Annotated in this window: 15 protein-coding genes and 1 other annotated feature; of the genes, 6 read left to right on the top strand and 9 right to left on the bottom strand. The window is 38.3% G+C overall.

Annotation, left to right across the window (positions count from 1 at the left end; translation table 11 throughout):
- Nucleotides 1-7: 7 nt before the first annotated feature.
- Nucleotides 8-649, bottom strand: coding sequence for a tRNA (guanosine(46)-N7)-methyltransferase TrmB (gene trmB, locus GMJ66_RS01525; protein ID WP_156288574.1), 642 nt, complete (start codon nucleotides 647-649; stop codon nucleotides 8-10).
- An 80-nt stretch (nucleotides 650-729) separates the two neighbouring features.
- Here trmB and GMJ66_RS01520 point away from each other — a divergent pair, with 80 nt between their 5' ends.
- Nucleotides 730-1017, top strand: coding sequence for a YtzH-like family protein (locus GMJ66_RS01520; RefSeq protein WP_156288573.1), 288 nt, complete (start codon nucleotides 730-732; stop codon nucleotides 1015-1017).
- Here the strand turns inward: GMJ66_RS01520 and GMJ66_RS01515 are convergent.
- From GMJ66_RS01515 to GMJ66_RS01495, 5 genes are all read right to left on the bottom strand, one after another.
- Complete coding sequence (locus tag GMJ66_RS01515) at nucleotides 1009-1821, bottom strand: phosphotransferase family protein (RefSeq protein WP_156288572.1); 813 nt, start codon at nucleotides 1819-1821, stop codon at nucleotides 1009-1011. The genes GMJ66_RS01520 and GMJ66_RS01515 overlap by 9 nt on opposite strands.
- Before the next feature lie 230 nt (nucleotides 1822-2051).
- Nucleotides 2052-3023, bottom strand: a complete 972-nt coding sequence (locus GMJ66_RS01510; protein ID WP_231514778.1) for an NERD domain-containing protein — start codon at nucleotides 3021-3023, stop codon at nucleotides 2052-2054.
- Nucleotide 3024: 1 nt separating this feature from the next.
- A complete protein-coding gene (gene thpR, locus GMJ66_RS01505) occupies nucleotides 3025-3594 on the bottom strand; it encodes an RNA 2',3'-cyclic phosphodiesterase (RefSeq protein ID WP_156288571.1) in 570 nt (189 codons plus the stop codon).
- A gap of 11 nt (nucleotides 3595-3605) precedes the next feature.
- Nucleotides 3606-4319, bottom strand: a complete 714-nt coding sequence (locus GMJ66_RS01500) for a pseudouridine synthase (protein WP_156288570.1) — start codon at nucleotides 4317-4319, stop codon at nucleotides 3606-3608.
- Nucleotides 4320-4337: 18 nt separating this feature from the next.
- Nucleotides 4338-5960, bottom strand: a complete 1623-nt coding sequence (locus GMJ66_RS01495) for a putative polysaccharide biosynthesis protein (RefSeq protein WP_156288569.1) — start codon at nucleotides 5958-5960, stop codon at nucleotides 4338-4340.
- A 998-nt stretch (nucleotides 5961-6958) separates the two neighbouring features.
- Here GMJ66_RS01495 and GMJ66_RS01490 point away from each other — a divergent pair.
- The 3 genes from GMJ66_RS01490 (at nucleotide 6959) to GMJ66_RS01480 (ending at nucleotide 9842) form a co-directional block, all read left to right on the top strand.
- Nucleotides 6959-8230 carry a BaiN/RdsA family NAD(P)/FAD-dependent oxidoreductase gene (locus GMJ66_RS01490; protein WP_156288568.1) on the top strand — a complete coding sequence of 424 codons (1272 nt, stop codon included), beginning with the start codon at nucleotides 6959-6961 and terminating at the stop codon, nucleotides 8228-8230.
- Between the two features lie 112 nt (nucleotides 8231-8342).
- Nucleotides 8343-8516: a hypothetical protein gene (locus tag GMJ66_RS01485; protein WP_156288567.1), complete on the top strand. Its 174-nt coding sequence runs from the start codon at nucleotides 8343-8345 to the stop codon at nucleotides 8514-8516.
- 156 nt (nucleotides 8517-8672) lie between these two features.
- Complete coding sequence (locus tag GMJ66_RS01480; RefSeq protein ID WP_156288566.1) at nucleotides 8673-9842, top strand: dicarboxylate/amino acid:cation symporter; 1170 nt, start codon at nucleotides 8673-8675, stop codon at nucleotides 9840-9842.
- Nucleotides 9843-10014: 172 nt separating this feature from the next.
- Here the strand turns inward: GMJ66_RS01480 and GMJ66_RS01475 are convergent, their stop codons facing one another.
- Nucleotides 10015-11157: a glycosyltransferase family 4 protein gene (locus GMJ66_RS01475; RefSeq protein ID WP_156288565.1), complete on the bottom strand. Its 1143-nt coding sequence runs from the start codon at nucleotides 11155-11157 to the stop codon at nucleotides 10015-10017.
- Between the two features lie 311 nt (nucleotides 11158-11468).
- Nucleotides 11469-12017: a phosphatase PAP2 family protein gene (locus tag GMJ66_RS01470; protein WP_156288564.1), complete on the bottom strand. Its 549-nt coding sequence runs from the start codon at nucleotides 12015-12017 to the stop codon at nucleotides 11469-11471.
- Nucleotides 12018-12345: 328 nt separating this feature from the next.
- Here GMJ66_RS01470 and GMJ66_RS01465 point away from each other — a divergent pair, with 328 nt between their 5' ends.
- On the top strand, nucleotides 12346-13107 hold the full coding sequence (locus GMJ66_RS01465; protein WP_156288563.1) for a hypothetical protein: 762 nt from the start codon (nucleotides 12346-12348) through the stop codon (nucleotides 13105-13107).
- A 1825-nt stretch (nucleotides 13108-14932) separates the two neighbouring features.
- Here GMJ66_RS01465 and leuS read toward each other — a convergent pair.
- Nucleotides 14933-17350, bottom strand: a complete 2418-nt coding sequence (gene leuS, locus GMJ66_RS01460) for a leucine--tRNA ligase (RefSeq protein ID WP_156288562.1) — start codon at nucleotides 17348-17350, stop codon at nucleotides 14933-14935.
- A gap of 251 nt (nucleotides 17351-17601) precedes the next feature.
- Nucleotides 17602-17827 (bottom strand) — a binding site (T-box leader).
- A gap of 178 nt (nucleotides 17828-18005) precedes the next feature.
- Between leuS and GMJ66_RS01455 the strand changes: the two genes are divergently transcribed.
- Complete coding sequence (locus GMJ66_RS01455; RefSeq protein ID WP_156288561.1) at nucleotides 18006-18572, top strand: class I SAM-dependent methyltransferase; 567 nt, start codon at nucleotides 18006-18008, stop codon at nucleotides 18570-18572.
- Nucleotides 18573-18583 lie beyond the last annotated feature (11 nt).

Genomic DNA, 18583 nt, shown 5'->3' with positions numbered 1-18583 from the left:
CCTCTTTCTAAAAACTTGCCTTTAATCGATATATCGGCTGGCCTTTTGCGGAAAATCTCTCTTCATACTCTGTCATGACATTAGTCGGATCATCGATGGCATGTAAATCGAGATTTACCTCCTCCAGTTTCATCCCATAATCAGTTAAACTGACAAGAGAATATTCAAATAATCCCCGATTGTCCGTTTTAAAGATAACTTGTCCAGATGGGTCAAGGATTTTCTGATATTGTTCCAAAAATGTTTTATAAGTTAATCGCCGCTTTTCATGCCGGTTCTTTGGCCATGGATCAGAAAAGTTTAAGTAAATGCCTGCAACTTCATTTTCGTCAAACATTTCTCTTAGATCATTGGCGTTTTCATTTAACAATAAAATATTGTCATGCTCTGGTATGGAATCCAAAACTTTCTGCGCTGCCGTTACGATAATACTTTTCGCTACTTCGATCCCGATAAAATTAATATCTGGGTATTGTTTTGCCATCCCAACGATGAACTGACCTTTTCCCGTTCCAACTTCAATATGAATCGGTTTATCATTTTTAAATAAAGCTTTCCATTTCCCTTTATGTTCTGTTGGATTTGGTATAATAAAATGCTGGTGTTCTTTTAGAAAATCGTCGGCCCATGGTTTATTGCGTTGACGCATATAACATACCTCTCTTTGTTGATTTTTAACAAGTATAGAAAACTTAATATGACAAAAAATAGTGCCATGAGGTGATTCTGATGACACTAAACAAAAATAATTTATTAACCTTATTACACGATATTCTTGATGAACAATGTGTTGGCTGCTGTGGTGAAGTATCTGAATATCAGCAAATCAAGAGATTAGTAAAAAATATGATGGCAAATAATGAAATAAATGATGAACAACTACTGCAACTGCTTCCGGAAATTTATAATTACGGAAGACAAGGCGAAAACGCCCAAAATATGGAAGAACATATCACAGCAAATAAAACAAATTTAGAAACTTGGATGAGTGCAATAGAAAATGCTAATTTACACTAAGTCCTCGACTTGTTCGTTCAGTTCTTGTAAATCCCGCAATCTTTCAATTACTTTTGCGGGCTCTTTTCTTTTTAGATGCCATACTAAATAATGGAGTGAGTCATGTAGTAAATACCAATACATTCGTTCCAGTATATAATCGTCTTCTTCCACTCCATATTTTTTAAGCCAGTCTTCCCAATTTTCTTTTGGAATGTACCATTTTAAAACCAATCCGTAATCAGAAGCTGGATCAGCAATCGTTGCATTGTCCCAGTCAATCAAATAAAGATGTCCTTCTTTGGACATTAATAAGTTATTATGATTCAAATCACTATGACAAACAACCAGCTTCTGATTTCTTGTTTTAGGTAATAATATTTCAAGATTACCTAATGCAATTTCAACCTCTTTATATTTATTAACTAAATTCATAGCATGAAGTTCTTTTTTTATCGATTGGAATATGTCATCTGAAGTTAAAGGCATAATTCCAAGTCGCATAAGCATATCGAGTAACTCGGTGGAATGGTGAATTTTATGTAAAAGATCAGCCACTCGCTGATCCTTCATATCATGCGGTTTTAATTCTCGTCCTTCCAGCCATTCTTGTGCCGTAATAACATCTCCATTTTCCATACGCTTTGTCCATACAAGCTTCGGGACAATTCCCTCTGCTGACAGCACTGCTAAAAACGGGGAAGAATTACGCTTTAAAAACAGCCGTTTATCTTCCTTTTTGGCAAAAAATGCTTCTCCAGTTAATCCACCAGCCGGTGTTAACTTCCAACCATCCCCTAATGCTTGTTCAAGCCATTCCAACATATAGTCTTCACATCTTTCAAAATTAGCATTCCTCTACATATTTTATAGGTATAAAGTTCAAATTACAACCATATAATTGCTTTTTATCCAGTTTGTACAAAGCAACGCCTTTAAGTTACTGTATAATTTTCTACTAATTCAAGTTCTTCCAGCTTTACGGAGGGCTGTTTTATTGAATCATCCTGCAACATGACCATTCGTTGTTTCTCATACTTTGCATCGTGGGTAAATTACGATTCCTCCAAATCGCCAATCGTACGTAAGCTAACATCTTCTTGCCATTCCGGACGCTGAACAGAAATGGATTGGCAATGACGGAGCAGTAATTCTACTGTTTTAAGCTGCTTATTTTTCAAACTGGACGTTAACTTGCGCTTTTCCTGAAACCAGTTTGGATACTCATTCTTTCCAATTAACTCTGTCTGGTATGGCTTCATTGCAAATACAATGGAGTTGGTGCGGGAAAGCACGGTTTTATAAACTGGGAATTCTACATCATGCGTATGTAAAATACGGTTGATAATATGTTCCGTTCGCTTTAAGGCTATTGTCGGGTTTAAAACTTTCGCGGAGGAATTCGGTTTTTGTACCGTCCACGTTCGCTCATCCCCTGCCATAATAACAGCTTGTTCATCTTCTTCCATAAAATAAATAATCTCAATACCAATAGGTGAAATCAAGAGAATTTCCCCATCAATTGGTGCCTTCTTTATATTAAAGACAGGATAATACATCAACAGATATGTATCTGGAAAACGCTGCAGTAAATATTTTAACAATGGGTCGTCATAATACTTTTTATGTACAAAAGAAATTCGATTAACCGTTGATGTAGCCCATTTTAATTGGAAGTGGAATATTTTATCTAAAAAATATTGTTTTAGTTCCTCTTCCGTATCCGGTAATGGCTCGGATACTGGCTCTTCATCTTCTTCGGAATCCAGAAGCGATTCTCTCCTGAACAAGGCTTTAAACTTGGCGAATGTAGACATTTCCTCCGATTCATTCTGTGCTTCTGCTTCAAAATAAACAGGACGTTCCGGTTCAGCCCACTTCTCATACAATTTATCCCAGTTCTGTTTTTTAACACGGATGTATTGTGTAGGATATCTAAACGTATCCCATTCATAACGGGAGATATAATCTTGCAGTTTTATTAATTGTGCGATGACAATCACCCCCTTCATATCTGTTTGTGTCATCTCAAGATTTCAATGAATACCTTCCTACCGGTTCATATTTCTGACTTCTGGAAGGATGAATTTGAAAAATAGTTACTTCATCAACGAACATGTTTTCAATTGCAGTAAAGTCCTTTTTTATATGAAACAAAACTTCATCATAGGAAGCTGCTTGTTCTCCCATCCATTTTTTAGCCAATGTAATATGGGGGCGATACTCCCGATTTTCTCTAGGAAAGCCTACTTGAATTGCGGCTTGTTCTACCTTTTTCCAAACAGCCATTATATTATCGTTTTTTTCTACTCCTGCCCATAGAACACGTGGTTTCTTTGGATTTCCAAACGTTCCTATAGAACCTACGTTCACATTAAATGCAGGTAAATTCTTAACTTCTTTTAATGCTTTGTGAAGCTCGGCAAATTTTTGCTCCTCTACTGCACCGAGAAATTTTAATGTAATATGCAAGTCCTTTTTATTATACCATTGCTTATACGGTAACTTATCATATAATGCATCCTGCCAAACGGAAAAGAAATCCTGTAGATGCTCTGGTAAATGAATGGCAATAAAATAATGCGGTGCATTTCCCATGAGCTTTCCTCCTATTTCAATGATTGACAATATGTTAACTCTTCTTTATTCAGTTCCCGATATTCACCCACATCTAACGAATCATCTAGCTCTAGCCTGCCCATGCGAAGCCGTTTTAAGTAGTTCACTTTTTTTCCAGTTGCCTCAAACATCCGTTTCACTTGATGAAATTTCCCTTCCGTAATGGTGACCTCTATCTCGGATATATCACCAGTTTGAAGGATATTGAGTTCAGCCGGTTTAGACTGATAACCATCATCCAGTATGATTCCCTGTTTAAATTTATCCACATCAACGGAGGTTACTTTTCCTTTTATTCTGGCAAAATAAGTTTTTCCAACTTCTTTATTTGGTGATGTTAAGCGATGTCCAAGCTCCCCATCATTCGTTAGAAGTAACAGCCCTTCTGTATCTTTATCCAGTCTTCCTACTGGAAACGGCTGAAATAATCGATATTCATCCGTTAACAAATCAATTACCGTTTTTTCACGTTGATCGGTGGTTGCTGAGATAACCCCTGAAGGCTTATTCATCATAAGATAAATATATTTTTGATAGTTCACTTTATTTCCATCTACTTTTACCATATCCTGATTTGTATCGATATGTTTGCTGCCATCTTTTACAATCACATCATTTACGGTTACCTGTTTTTTCTTCAGAATTGTTTTTACTTCTTTTCTACTCCCATAGCCCATATTTGCTAATAGCTTATCTAATCGCATGATATCCCTTCCTCCAAACTATCTGCTGCGTTTCCTTTTTAATAAGTCTATAGAGATCCGTTTTCCCAGGACACGTTCCAGCAATGTAGAAACATTGGCCAGGTATAAATATACTCCCCCACCGATACTAACTCCTAATGCAAGCATTAAGATTATGCCCAATCGAGTGTCTTCAGGTATAAACAAACCAAACACAGCTTTCACAATCCATATCACCACTATCATAATTATAACGAAAATCCCAATTAGCAGAGTACGTTTGCCTGTTTGTTTATAACTAAAGTCAATTGCTTTTTTGATTTGCCAGAAATTAAGCAGAACGGCGATTCCTGAAGCCAAGGCAGTACCAAATATCGCACCCTTTGCACCAAACCAATGAATTAACTGTGCATTTAACAGTATTTTAACCAATAGTCCTGCCAATAAGCTAAAGACTGCAAATCGTTGTTCATTAATACCTTGCAGAATAGCTGCAGTAACACTGAATAAACCAAATAATAAAACAACTGGAGCATACCAAGCTAAGAGTGGTCCTGCAATATGAATAATGTTAAGACCAAATAATGCACCATACACTTCTTCAGAAAGAACAGCAATACCAACCGCTGCTGGTATAACAAGAACTAGAACAATTTGCAATGCCTGATTAATTTGCTGAGTTAATAAATTCCGGTCATTTTGTGTAAAGGATTTTGTCAATGTTGGAAGAAGGGATAGTGACAAACCAGTTGCTATCGTCATTGGAATAATGACAATCTTATGTCCGTAATAGTTTATGACACCATATGCCAGCTCCCATGTTTCTTTTAATCCAGCTGCAACCATGGCTCTTTCAAACGTAAACTGATCAACTAATTGATATAATGGGATAGCCAGTCCAACTAAAATAAATGGTCCGGCATAGCTGAACAGCTCCATTAACAGTTCCTTTGTTGAAATAGAATAGGATTGTTTTTGTAGTTGAAGCTTCTGATGAAAATGCGGTTTGCTTTTTCTCCAGTAATACATAAGTACAACAGAGGATGCTAATGCACCAATAAACGCCGCGAATGTAGAAAATCCAACAGCTGTTACAATCGAACCATCTAATACTTTTATAATGATGAAAGCACCTACTAAAATAAAAGCAATGCGTACAATTTGCTCAATTACCTGTGAGACGGCTGTCGGTTTCATCGATTCATGCCCCTGGAAAAACCCGCGGGCAATACTCATAATTGGAATGATCAGCAATGCAACACTTACCATCCGCGTAACAAAAGTGACGTCTTCCACTGTGATATTCTCTGGATTCTCACTTGTAATCATCCACTGGGCAAGCCATTCCGCACTCAAAAACATAACTAAAAATGCAATAAAACCCGTAATCGCCATGATCACACTAGCTACTTTAAACATCCGCATTCCGGATTCATAATCCCCCAGCGAATTATATCTGGAAACAAACTTAGATACAGCAACAGGAATACCAACCGTAGAAAGACTAATGAATATACTATATGGCGTATAGGCAAAACTAAACAACGTACCACCTGTTTCACCTACTAGCGCGTTAAACGGAATAACATAGATCATTCCGAGAAATTTGGATAAAAAAGATGCAACCGTTAAAATAAATGCACCTTTTACGATATTCGACATGTTTTCACCTTAATTTCTAAATTCTAATTTCATTTTCAAATCATTTCTCTATTTATACATACACGTAATTTTATCATATCACAAGCTCGGACAGATAACGTAACATCATTAGCTGCATAAGATTTTTTATTGACTATTCCGTAGACCTTGATTCTCTATTCACTTCACATTATTTGCATGGTGCTGCTGTGAACCAAATATAAGCTAATTACTATTAAGAATAATTGATTGGGGCAGAAGGTAGTCGACTCCTGCCGGAACAGCACGTGTCTGAAGTCCCCCAGCGAAAATCAACAGTACACTCACTTAAGTCGTACTCTATCGATATAGTGGCAGAAAAGTTGTTCCATATTTGATATAAACTCCTGACTAATGAAAATTCCTATGGTGATGCTCTCGCTTGTTCTAATGATAATTGTGTGCATGCAGTCGCTCCGGTAGAATACTACGGTTCGTGGGTACGACCTAAAGCCTCATCAATGAAAACCGTAAGTGTGCCTCTAGTCTTCTATTAACGCTCCGTAGTAGGCTTCCTCGGCGCAAGGGAACAAAGAAGATTACTCAGTAGTGCCCGCCCTGCTAAAGTCTAAACACGAGTGATAAATGACCTCTAATGGTTGATATCTCGCATATACTGGTTGATATGTGCGCCCGTTGTGTTGATATTTTTCACAACGGTTGATATTTGCTTCTTTATGGTCACCCACGGAAGTCGTAGTGTATTTCCGTAGCGGTAAGTTGGTGCTCCTACATCATTTAAAGTTAGTCTGAAGTTTATATAAATTCTATAACAACAAACTTTGCGAAAAAAACCTTTAGAAATTAGCTTTCGCCTTATGTTAAAAGAACAAACTTCAAAACATAGCCATAATTCAGATTTGTAGCAAATAAATAGTATAACTTCTTGGAATGTTTTTTCTAGTTTCAAATATATTCGAATGGAAATTGAGTAAGTACCAATGTTAGTGGTATGATACTAGCGAAAGGAATGAAGAACATTGAATTATGATGTAGTCGTTATTGGAGGAGGGCCATCCGGGTTAATGGCTGCGATTGCTGCAGCTGAGCATGGCGCAAAAACCATACTGCTTGAAAAAGGAAAGAAATTAGGGAAGAAGCTGGCTATTTCTGGTGGCGGCAGGTGTAATGTAACCAACCGACTGCCAGAAGATGAAGTTATTAAACACATTCCGGGAAATGGGAAGTTTCTATATAGTGCTTTTTCTGTTTTTAATAACTACGATATCATCGATTTTTTTGAAAATATGGGCGTTGCACTTAAAGAAGAAGATCATGGTAGAATGTTTCCAATATCCAACTCGGCCCAATCCGTTGTCGATGCGCTAGTCAACAAAATGGCAGAACTCAACGTGAAAGTAAAGCTAAATACACCAGTTAAAGCGATTCACTATGATGAAAATGAACACACCGTTATTTTACAAGAAGGCGAAAAAATAACAACATCCGCACTCGTTATTGCTGCGGGAGGAAAAGCGGTTCCCCACACTGGTTCGACAGGCGATGGATATGCCTGGGCCAAAAAAGCAGGACACACCATTACCGAGCTTTACCCAACAGAGGTGGCGCTTAAATCAGACGAAGAGTTTATTAAAAATAAAAGTTTACAAGGTCTCTCCCTTAGAGATGTGACCTTATCTGTATTAAATAAAAGGAATAAACCAATCATTCAGCACCGGATGGATATGATTTTTACACATTTCGGTGTTTCCGGGCCTGCCGTACTTCGCTGTTCACAGTTTGTTGTAAAGGAATTAATGCGTGGCCGCGACAAAGTTCCAATGGTTTTGGATTCCCTGCCTGATGAACATGAAGAAACAATATTTCAAAACATCATGAAAACAGCAAATGATAACCCGAAGAAGGCATTTAAAAATATCGTTAAAGGCATGGTCCCTGAACGTTTATTAACATATATTTTAAATCAAAATAAAGTCAGCGATGATCAGAAATGTGCCAATGTCTCTAAGGAAACAATCCGTTCAATCGTACATACGATGAAAAACTTTTCGTTCCAAGTAAATGGATCCCTTCCTTTGGAAAAAGCATTTGTAACTGGTGGTGGAGTTTCCATTAAAGAAATTGTACCAAATACAATGCAATCCAAATTGATGCATGGACTATATTTTTGTGGAGAAATCCTTGATATTCATGGCTACACTGGCGGGTATAATATAACCTCAGCACTTGTTACCGGAAGACTGGCAGGTATGAATGCAGCCCAAGAACCTTTAGCCGTAACTGGTAGATGATACCTAGCATGTAACGGTTCAAACTGTGCCAACCTATAAATGTCTGGCCTTCAGACAACGGACAAATCCGCCCATTTTATAATGAGGGCAATCTTGGAAAGGATGATAAGGGATGCAAATGAGGAATCAGAATTGGTTACCAATCGTTGCTTCTATTGGTGTTGGAGCTGCAACTTATTATACAATGACTAGAAATAATCAAAATCTCGGCCAAACTGTACAAAAAATGATGCCATTTATGACTGGTATGGGTGGAACACAGCAACAGCAGCAAGGTCAGCAGTAAACGATTTGATTGAAATTATTGCCCCATTAGGATACGATAAAAAGCGCGCCATAATAGGCGTGCTTTTTTATGGAATAAACAATTAATTGTATTCCTATAATTTTGTAGTAAAATGGAAAAATATATACATTCTTAAAATACAGGGAGAGAGATGAAATGAAACGATTTGGACTTCTAGCCCGAATTATTACAGCAATTATTTTGGGTATACTTATAGGTTCGTTTGCAAATGAATTCTTTATTCGTTTATTTGCGACTTTCAATGGATTGTTTGGGAGCTTTTTAAGCTTCATCATTCCGTTTATCATTATTGGATTTATTACACCGGGAATAGGAACAATGGGGCGTGGTGCTGGAAAATTACTTGGAATAAGTGCAAGTTTTGCTTATCTGTCCACCATGCTAGCAGGTTTATTTGCCTTTCTTGTTGCAAAAAATATTTATCCAGCAATACTTAGCGGGGAATCCCTGCAAGCATTTACCGATCCAACAGAGGGTTTAAGTGAAGCATTTATTACATTGGAAATAGCACCGCCTATGGAGGTTATAACAGCACTCTTATTTTCTTTTGTACTTGGAATTGGCCTGGCTGTCATTAAAGGAGATACACTAATAAATGTTACGATTGATTTTCGCCAAATCGTACAACTTGTGATTGAGAAATTTATTATTCCATTGCTTCCTTTTCACATCTTTGGGATATTTGCAAATATGACTTATACCGGGCAAGTGGCAACAATCTTAAGTGTGTTTTTAAAAGTATTTGTGATGATTATTATTCTCCATCTACTATATCTAATTTTCCAATATTCGATTGCAGGATCTTTAAGCAAACAAAACCCGTTTGGCATGCTAAAAAAAATGTCACCAGCTTACTTTACAGCACTCGGTACACAATCATCTGCTGCCACAATACCAGTGACTTTAAAGCAGGCAAAGCAGGTCAAATCGAGTGAAAATGTGGTAGACTTCACGATTCCTTTGTTTGCCAATATTCACTTATCGGGTAGTACGATAACACTTGTAAGCTGCTCATTGGCCGTTTTATTCCTTCAGGGAGAAACAGCTTCCCTTCAATCCTATTTGCCGTTCATTTTAATGCTCGGTGTTACAATGATTGCAGCACCTGGTGTTCCAGGTGGTGCGGTCATGGCTGCAATAGGATTGCTCGAAAGCATGCTAGGTTTTGGACCAACGATGGTCTCGCTAATGATAGCCTTATACCTTGCACAGGATAGTTTTGGAACAGCTACGAATGTTACAGGTGATGGAGCTATTGCATCGATTGTAAGTTCCATTAACAAGAAGAAAAAGATTACAGACTAAACAAATTTAAAAAGCCAGATGAAAAGGACACTTTTTCGACATAGGGTTTGCTTTACCGCTCCTTCATGTACCTTTCATTGTACACTCGTGGTGACGGCTCAGCTCATCCCGAACTGCACTGTCCTTTTCATCCCTCTTTTTGAATACACGCTTTTAGATTACATTGCGAATCTTAAGCATAGAACGTTTCCACATCTTTTTGAATCGCTTCTTCATATTCCAAAAGAAGATTATAAAAGATAGCATCCCATGATTGAGTAAGGGCATAATTTCTTGCCTCTAACCCCATTATCTCCCTTTTATTATCCATCGCTAATAAGGAAACGATCGCTGATGCAAATTGTTCCAAATTTTTTTCTTCACATAATACACCTGTCTGATTATCCTGAATAATCGTCTTAACACCACCAGCATTTGTCCCAACAACCGGTGTACCTGCTGCCATAGATTCCAAAACTACATTTCCAAACGTCTCCGTCGCAGAAGGAAAAACAAATAAATCGGCGGCAGCATACACATGTGCTAAATCTCCCCCTGACAAGAAACCAGCAAACGACATGTTGCGTGGTGCTACCTGCTCTAATTCTTTTTTATCAGGTCCATCCCCTACAATTAGCCAATGCACCTCGTCTTTTATACCATCAGGTAGGGATGCATGTATCTTAGGCAATAACATAATATCCTTCTCTGGAGAAATCCTCCCAACATAAAGCAATATATACTTCTCTTTTATATCGTATTTTTCTTTTATAACTTGCTTATCAAAATTCATATGAAACAGGGAACAATCTACACCTCTTGGCCAGATGGACAGATTCGTGAATCCATGACGCTGTAGATGCTGCTTCGTATCCATAGAGGGAACAAAAATCTTACGGAGGGGACGATGAAACCAGCCCATATATTTCCACAATATCTTTGTTAAAAATTGAAGATTATAATAGTCCAAATATTTATCAAAATCGGTATGATAGGATCCAACAATCGGAATATCCAATTTTTTCGCATAATATAATCCACATAACCCAACATTAAAAGGTGTCGCAACATGAATCAAATCGGGTTGAAAGTCCATCAGCTCTTCCTTTACCAGCGGCATGTTAGGTATTGCCAACCGACATTCTTTATAAATAAAAAATGGCAAACTGGTAAATCCGTGAATGTTTTTTGAAAATAGGTCCGAATTATGCTTTTTTGGTGCAAACACTCGAAATTCCACGTTATTTTTTTCTAGATACGCGGTCAAACGTTCTAATGTTTTTGCCACTCCGTTTACTTCAGGTGCATACGTATCCGTAAAAATAGCAATTTTCATGATTGACCTCCATCAAAAAATTTTCGCGGGCTACAGGGAAGTTATTTTATAGCAACCATTCCGCTTAAAATGTGAATCCTCAATCAGTAGGGGATTTTTCGTCCCCACTAATTGTTGCATGAACGAATTAAGAATTTACTGACTGCCCAATCCCCATTTATTGAAGTGCCCCGAATTCTTCTCTCTAAGGGTCATACAGCCAGTTCATCACGTGACAATATCCATTTATCCTTAGGTCCTTTAGCACATTAGTACATTCTAAGCACCAAAATTTCGGTTTATGAGTTTCCACAATTGATGAAAAGGTAACTTCAGACTAATATATTAAACAGACTATCCCAGAAGACAAATGATCCAACACCAATAAAACTTCCTAATAAAACACCAGCAAGAACATCTGAGGGATAATGTAATCCTAAATAAATACGCGAGAGTCCCACTAGGAAGCTAATAGGTAATAACAAAAGAGCAAGTATTGGTTCATATAGAATAAAGGGAATAACAATAGAAAAGATTGCAGTCGTATGTCCGGATGGAAAAGAATGATCCTGTAATGGGTTTTGTGTAACATTTATTTGATCGAGGACTAAATAAGGCCTTCTTCTTGGAAGTAGCTTTTTAGAAATTGCTACAGGAATATGACTAATGGCTAATGCACAAGCACTGGAAACAGCTGTGATTTGCACGGATTGATTAGTGAATAAACTAAGTAATAGAATAATTCCAATGGTAAATTTTGCACCTCCCAAGTGTGTCACCGTACGGAAAAAGAGATTTACATACTTTTGCTCAAAATACTGGTTCATATACCGAATAAACTGGCACTCGGCCTCGTAAAAAAGAATAAACATTTTTGCCATCTAAACCACCTCTTTCATCTTTATTATAAAAAGTTAATGTTTAATAAGTTATAATGTTTTGTAAATTTATTGTTAGAAAATGAGAATGGGAATCTTTATTTGATGTTTGAGGGGGGATTTAGTATTTTAAAAAATGAATAAATAGAGAATGTAATTAAGTCCTTTACCGATTAATTCTTCCGCTCTACGTGGCACCACACTTCCACCTAGAACCATCCTAAACTGCAGGATATAAAAAAAGCATTTCTATGTAGACGTGAATAGAATTACGTATTCAAACACAACATAACATAAAATTGATTTAATGATGGAATAGGAGAAATTGCTGATGTTGTTTTTACGACTTGTACTAATTGCTGCCATTACGCTCACCTCTTCCGTTCCTGTTACTGGTATTTCAAAGGAACAGGAAGCCGTTATTATTGATACATATCAAGCGGATGTAACTGGTGACGGCATACTTGATGATATTAATTTAAAAGGAATTCCCTTTGCTAAAGATGCGGACTATTTCCATAATATATGGGCGGAGATAAAAAGCAAAAGTCAGGATGATGGCAGATGGAAAATTAATTATGGTGATGGATATGAACCAACCATTCAATTCGTGGATGTAAATCATGACAAAGTACAGGATATGCTTTTTCAGAGTCCTACTGGTGGAGGTGGAGGATTATATCATTATGATTTACATACCATTGCTGACAATGAGCTGGCAGAGATACCTCTTCCTAAATTAAAATATGTTTCCGGAGAATTTACCAATCAGTTTATAGCCGAAATTAGAATTTCTCCTAATGAGAAACCGATTGAAATGGATATAAGTAATCGGGCGGAGGAATATATTAGCCTGGAAATATATAATAAAGAAGGTAAATTATCAAAGTCCAGATCTCTTATGATTGATCCAATTGCTTTTTATGAACCAGTTAAATTAACTGACCGAAAAGGGTATGGTCTTCGAAGTTTTAAACAGGTTAGTGGAGCGTATCATGCCGATAAGCTTGGTACCATTGAATCGATTTGGTACTATACAGATGGCGAGTGGATAGTCCTGCAGTCAGAATGGAAAGAAGCTAACCCATCATAAAATATTTAAATACAGTTACGTTGGCATTAGTAAAACTCACATTCACTCGTCCTTTAGAGAATGTCTAAGTTTTCCTTATACTTGGTACATTAAAATTTTAACTACGTCGAATCCTCTTCATGCTAAAATTTTATACTTTCCTAACGTGTTAAAAAACTGAAAAATTAACAAAACAATTTCCATTAACAAGACATAAGTTGAAGTATTAGGGTGAGTTCCTACAGATAGTAGGTTCTCACCCTTTTTCTAAGAAAAGCGCAAGCGCCCGTTTAGCGACGTACGAACTGCGCCTGGCCATGCCAGGTGGTCCATGTTGCCGCGCAAAGCAGCGGTCTTAATCGAACATTCCACTGCCGTAGGAGATAAAGGGAAACATGCCCCTTCATAGGGGTATGCCTACGCCTGAGCGCTAGCCCGCTTTTAGTCGGCCTTCCTAAAAACCAGAGTCGATGTTGACTTTCACCGCAAGGGTATAAGTGCGACTAAGCTCTGGTTTCACCAATCGGCAAGTCTTCTTTATCGTACGAAGGTGAGGGAAGTCCGCTAATCGCTGGGCGATGGATCTAGACATCAAAGTGCAAATTTATACTTTCTTATCTATAAAATAATGGACTTTTCCGGTTAAATTGGACAGGTAGCTTACCCCATTATGTCTGAAGGCAAAACAAGGAAGTGTACCTCCCTTTCGTTCCTTGGCTCATTCTGTGCTCATTTGGGAACGTAGAATGTTTCTATGTTCCCTTTTTGTTGATTCCCGAGCTCATTCGGGCACCTAGAAAATCTCTACGTTTCCTTTTGGGTGACTCCCAAGTTCATTCGGGCACCTAGAACCTTTCTACGTTTCCTTTTGGGTGACTCCCGTGCTCATTCGGGCACCTAGAACTCTTCTATGTTTCCTTTTGGGTGATCCCAAGTTCATTCGGGCACCTAGAACTTTCTACGTTTCCTTTTGGGTGACTCCCGTGCTCATTCGGGCACCTAGAACTCTTCTACGTTTCCTTTTGGGTGACTCCCGTGCTCATTCGGGCACCTAGAACTCTTCTACGTTTCCTTTTGGGTGATTCCCAAGTTCATTCGGGCACCTAGAACTCCTCTACGTTCCCTTTTGGGTGATTCCCAGGTTCATTTGGAACGTAGAATCATTCTACGTTTCCTTTTGGGTGATTGCCGAGCTCATTCGGGCACCTAGAGCCTTTCTACGTTTCCTTTTGGTTGACTCCCGTGCTCATTCAGGCACGTAGAAAATCTCTACGTTTCCTTTCGAATGATTCTTAAGTTCGTTCGGGCACGTAGAACCTGTCCGAGACCACTTGAAAAAGCACCTTTTTAAAAAAGGTGCTTTTTTCATCAGTCTCTGATTGTCCTAGTCTCCAATTAATCAGTTTAAAAGTTTCTAACGATGCCAACACATAAGTTGTTAAATCAAATGCTGGGAAGATAATATCACAAAACTAACGAAGGAAATACACGGAGACTCCTTGAAAAAGAAAACCACTTTTCTGCGTGCGATGTATAGCCGCAGACCGCATTCCTTATCCTGTGGGAAAAGAGGCATCGGTGGGAACCCTAAAGACGCGTCAGCACTAGGAGGCTTACCAGCCGCCCTAAAGTGCGCGTAGTATATTTCCGTAGCGGTAAATTTAGCTCCAACGACATCTAAACTTATTTAGCAGTTTGTATCTACTGCAAGGTTAAAAACAACAAAACATATAAAAATTAACTGGCTGTAGGTCCCCCTACTTTAAGAAATAAAAGTTGGGGCGGGCAGCCAGTTAGCCTTCATCTAATAACCAGTGGAGGATGCAAAAGCTACTGTTGTTTTCATTTAATTAGCAACAACATTAACTAGTTTTCCTGGAACGACAATTACTTTACGGATTGTTTTACCTTCCAGCCACTTTTGCAATGTTTCGTCTTCGAGTGCTTGTTTCTGAAGCTCCTCTTTGGATATATCCTTTGCAACACTAATTTTTGAGCGAACTTTACCCATGACTTGAAGAACAACTTCTACTTCATCCTCGACCAACTTCGATTCATCAAATGTTGGCCATTCTTCATAAGAAATCGTTTCCGAATGACCAAGTCTCTCCCATAGCTCTTCCGAAATATGCGGTGCTACTGGTGAAAGAAGTTTTACAAATCCTTCTACATATTCTTTTGGAAGTTTATCTGCTTTGTACCCTTCATTTACAAATACCATCATTTGCGAAATTGCCGTATTGAAATGAAGATGTTCAAAGTCCTCTGTTACTTTTTTAACTGTTTCATGGTATACCTTTTCTAAATCAGGATTTATTTCATCCATTATTTTTTCAGATAAGGACCCTTCCTCATTCACAAATAGACGCCATACACGGTCAAGAAAGCGTCTTGCACCATCCAGACCATTTGTAGACCATGCTACAGAGGCATCCAATGGCCCCATAAACATTTCATACAAACGCAAGGTATCAGCACCATGGGATAAAACAATATCATCAGGGTTTACTACATTTCCTTTTGACTTACTCATCTTCTCATTACCTTCACCAAGAATCATCCCTTGGTTATACAGTTTTTGGAATGGTTCCTTTGTAGGTACGACTCCAAGATCATAAAGGAATTTATGCCAGAAACGTGCATATAGCAAATGTAATACCGCATGCTCTGCACCACCAATATAAACATCGACAGGCAGCCACTCTTTTAATGCTTCTGGATCACCGATTCTTTCTGTGTTATTCGGATCAATATAGCGTAGGAAATACCAGGAGCTTCCTGCCCACTGTGGCATAGTATTTGTTTCCCGGCGTCCTTTTTTACCAGTTTCCGGATCAACGACATTTACCCAGTCACTATTATTAGCTAGTGGGGATTCACCAGTTCCAGACGGTTTAATTTCCGTCATTTTTGGAAGTTCTAGCGGGAGTTCTTCCTCAGGTATTGTTGTCATCGTACCATCTTCCCAATGAATAACCGGGATTGGCTCTCCCCAATATCGCTGTCTTGCAAATAGCCAATCACGGAGGCGATACGTAATCTTCTTCTCCCCTTTTCCGTTTTCTTCCAACCATTCAATGGCTTTCGTAATTGCTTCTTCTTTACCTAGTCCATTTAGGAAGTCCGAATTGACATGTTCGCCATCTCCTGTATAAGCCTCTTTGGTTACATCACCACCAGCAACAACTTCTACAATCGGCAGGTCAAATTTTTGGGCAAATTCATAGTCACGGTCATCATGGGCTGGAACGGCCATGATAGCACCTGTTCCATAGGACATCAGTACATAATCAGCAACCCAGACTGGAACTTTCTTATTGTTCACTGGATTAATCGCATAGGCACCAGTAAATACACCCGTTTTATCTTTTGCCAAATCCGTACGTTCTAGATCGGATTTCTTCTCTACCTCATCTAGATAGGCATCCACTTTTTCCTTTTGATCTGCTGTAGTAATGTCCGCAACATAAGGATGTTCCGGTGCCAGTACGGCATAAGTAGCACCAAATAGAGTATCCGGTCTTGTAGTAAAGACGACGAAATCTTTGTCATCATGACCATCGATGGTAAACTTCACTTCCGCACCTTCTGATTTTCCAATCCAATTACGCTGCATTTCCTTCAAGCTTTCCGGCCAATCCAAATTATCCAGATCCTCGAGAAGGCGGTCTGCATATGCAGTGATACGCAGCATCCATTGTTTCATTGGCTTACGAATAACTGGATGTCCGCCACGTTCACTTTTTCCATCGATTACCTCTTCATTCGCCAAAACCGTCCCAAGTGCAGGACACCAGTTTACCGGCACCTCATCAATATAGGCAAGGCCTTTCTCATAAAGTTTAGCGAAAATCCATTGTGTCCATTTATAATAACTTGGATCTGTTGTATTAATTTCGCGATCCCAATCATAAGAAAAACCCAGTTCCTGAATTTGTCTTTTAAAAGTTGCAATGTTTTGTTCCGTGAATTCTGCCGGACTATTCCCTGTATCAATCGCATACTGTTCTGCAGGTAGTCCAAAAGCATCCCACCCCATCGGATGAAGCACTTCATACCCTTGCATCCGCTTCATTCGTGACAGAATATCTGTTGCAGTATATCCCTCTGGATGACCAACGTGAAGTCCTGCTCCTGACGGGTACGGGAACATATCCAACGCATAAAACTTCTCTTTGTCAGAGAATGTGTTGGTTTTAAATGTTTTATTTTCTTGCCAATAGGCTTGCCACTTTTTCTCAATCTTCCGGTGATCAAAACTCAATGTCTTTTCCTCCCTTTTCTAAAAAACAACAACATCAGAAAAACCTGCCTTTGCAGGTTACTTAGCGAAGCAACTCCTTAGAGCTACCACCTTCTAGTAGCATTATAAGGAGTGCTGCTCCCCTAAATATTCATGTAACACGACAAAGCAGATTTGTTTTCGTAGGGCTTTAAAATTTTAGCTGCCTCGAACTCACTTCCTGGCCTAAAACTTTATGCTTTCCCACAGTAAAAAAAAGCCACTCATCCCTATAAAGGGACGAGAAGCTTTTACTCCCGCGGTACCACCCAATTTAACGTACTGATTCATTACGTTCACTTATATCTTTAACGCAGATATACGGCAGGAACTACTGGTAACGATTCGAACCTGCAACAAAGAAGGTGAGTTCATAAACGCTCAAGCGACAGTTTCCACCAGCCACTGCCTCTCTATGCCATGAAACTATTTACTACTAATCCTTCTCAAAGTCGTTGTCATATTATATCGAAATTATAAATAATAGTAACATCTTTGTCAACACATCCAAAATCCATACATATATGTTAAAATATAAGATATGCACTTTTTTTAAAAATGTTACTTTACTATGGGACCTACAGCCAGATAAAAACGAGTAATAAATCAAAAATACATATATAATGAGGTGATAGCTATGTTAAAAGGAATTCTGAATTATGCTCATTATTTATTGGAAGAATCCATTCATGAAGGTGAAACAGCGATTGATGCAACATGTGGAAATGGAAATGACACACTATTTTTAAGTGAGATAGTTGGAGAAAATGGACATGTACTTGCGTTTGATATCCAAGAACAGGCTATTGCAGTGACAAAAGATGCACTTATTAAAAATGGAATCTCTAATGTATCGTTAATTCATGATAGTCATGCCAATATATCAGATTACTTGCCTAATGAAAAAAATCAAACCATTGGTGGGGCAATTTTCAACCTTGGCTATTTGCCTAAAAGCGATAAAAAAGTAATTACCAGGCCACAATCAACTATTATCTCGATAGATATTATCTTAGATTCCCTAAAACGAAATGGTTTGGTTGTTCTTGTTGTCTATCATGGTCATCAAGGCGGGAAGGAAGAAAAAGAAGCCATCTTAAAGCATGTATTGAAACTAAATCAAAAAGAGTATAAAGTACTGCAATATGGCTTCATTAATCAAAAAAATGATCCCCCGTTTATAATCGCAATCCAGAAAAGATGAGATGTGAAGAT

Origin of the sequence: Oceanobacillus salinisoli (genome assembly GCF_009733865.1) — a bacterium.
Taxonomy (GTDB): Bacteria; Bacillota; Bacilli; order Bacillales; family Amphibacillaceae; genus Oceanobacillus; species Oceanobacillus salinisoli.
Note: the sequence above shows the minus strand (reverse complement) of the source record. Positions and strands in the feature narration are given on the sequence as shown.

Excerpts from the sequence above, each read along its gene's own strand:
- GMJ66_RS01510 (WP_231514778.1), bottom strand. The coding sequence starts at position 3,023 with ATGACACAAACAGATATGAAGGGGGTGATTGTCATCGCACAATTAATA.
- GMJ66_RS01455 (WP_156288561.1), top strand. The coding sequence starts at position 18,006 with ATGTTAAAAGGAATTCTGAATTATGCTCATTATTTATTGGAAGAATCC.
- GMJ66_RS01495 (WP_156288569.1), bottom strand. The coding sequence starts at position 5,960 with ATGTCGAATATCGTAAAAGGTGCATTTATTTTAACGGTTGCATCTTTT.
- thpR (WP_156288571.1), bottom strand. The coding sequence starts at position 3,594 with ATGGGAAATGCACCGCATTATTTTATTGCCATTCATTTACCAGAGCAT.
- GMJ66_RS01500 (WP_156288570.1), bottom strand. The coding sequence starts at position 4,319 with ATGCGATTAGATAAGCTATTAGCAAATATGGGCTATGGGAGTAGAAAA.
- GMJ66_RS01520 (WP_156288573.1), top strand. The coding sequence starts at position 730 with ATGACACTAAACAAAAATAATTTATTAACCTTATTACACGATATTCTT.
- GMJ66_RS01485 (WP_156288567.1), top strand. The coding sequence starts at position 8,343 with ATGCAAATGAGGAATCAGAATTGGTTACCAATCGTTGCTTCTATTGGT.
- GMJ66_RS01515 (WP_156288572.1), bottom strand. The coding sequence starts at position 1,821 with ATGTTGGAATGGCTTGAACAAGCATTAGGGGATGGTTGGAAGTTAACA.
- GMJ66_RS01480 (WP_156288566.1), top strand. The coding sequence starts at position 8,673 with ATGAAACGATTTGGACTTCTAGCCCGAATTATTACAGCAATTATTTTG.
- trmB (WP_156288574.1), bottom strand. The coding sequence starts at position 649 with ATGCGTCAACGCAATAAACCATGGGCCGACGATTTTCTAAAAGAACAC.
- GMJ66_RS01465 (WP_156288563.1), top strand. The coding sequence starts at position 12,346 with ATGTTGTTTTTACGACTTGTACTAATTGCTGCCATTACGCTCACCTCT.
- GMJ66_RS01470 (WP_156288564.1), bottom strand. The coding sequence starts at position 12,017 with ATGGCAAAAATGTTTATTCTTTTTTACGAGGCCGAGTGCCAGTTTATT.
- GMJ66_RS01475 (WP_156288565.1), bottom strand. The coding sequence starts at position 11,157 with ATGAAAATTGCTATTTTTACGGATACGTATGCACCTGAAGTAAACGGA.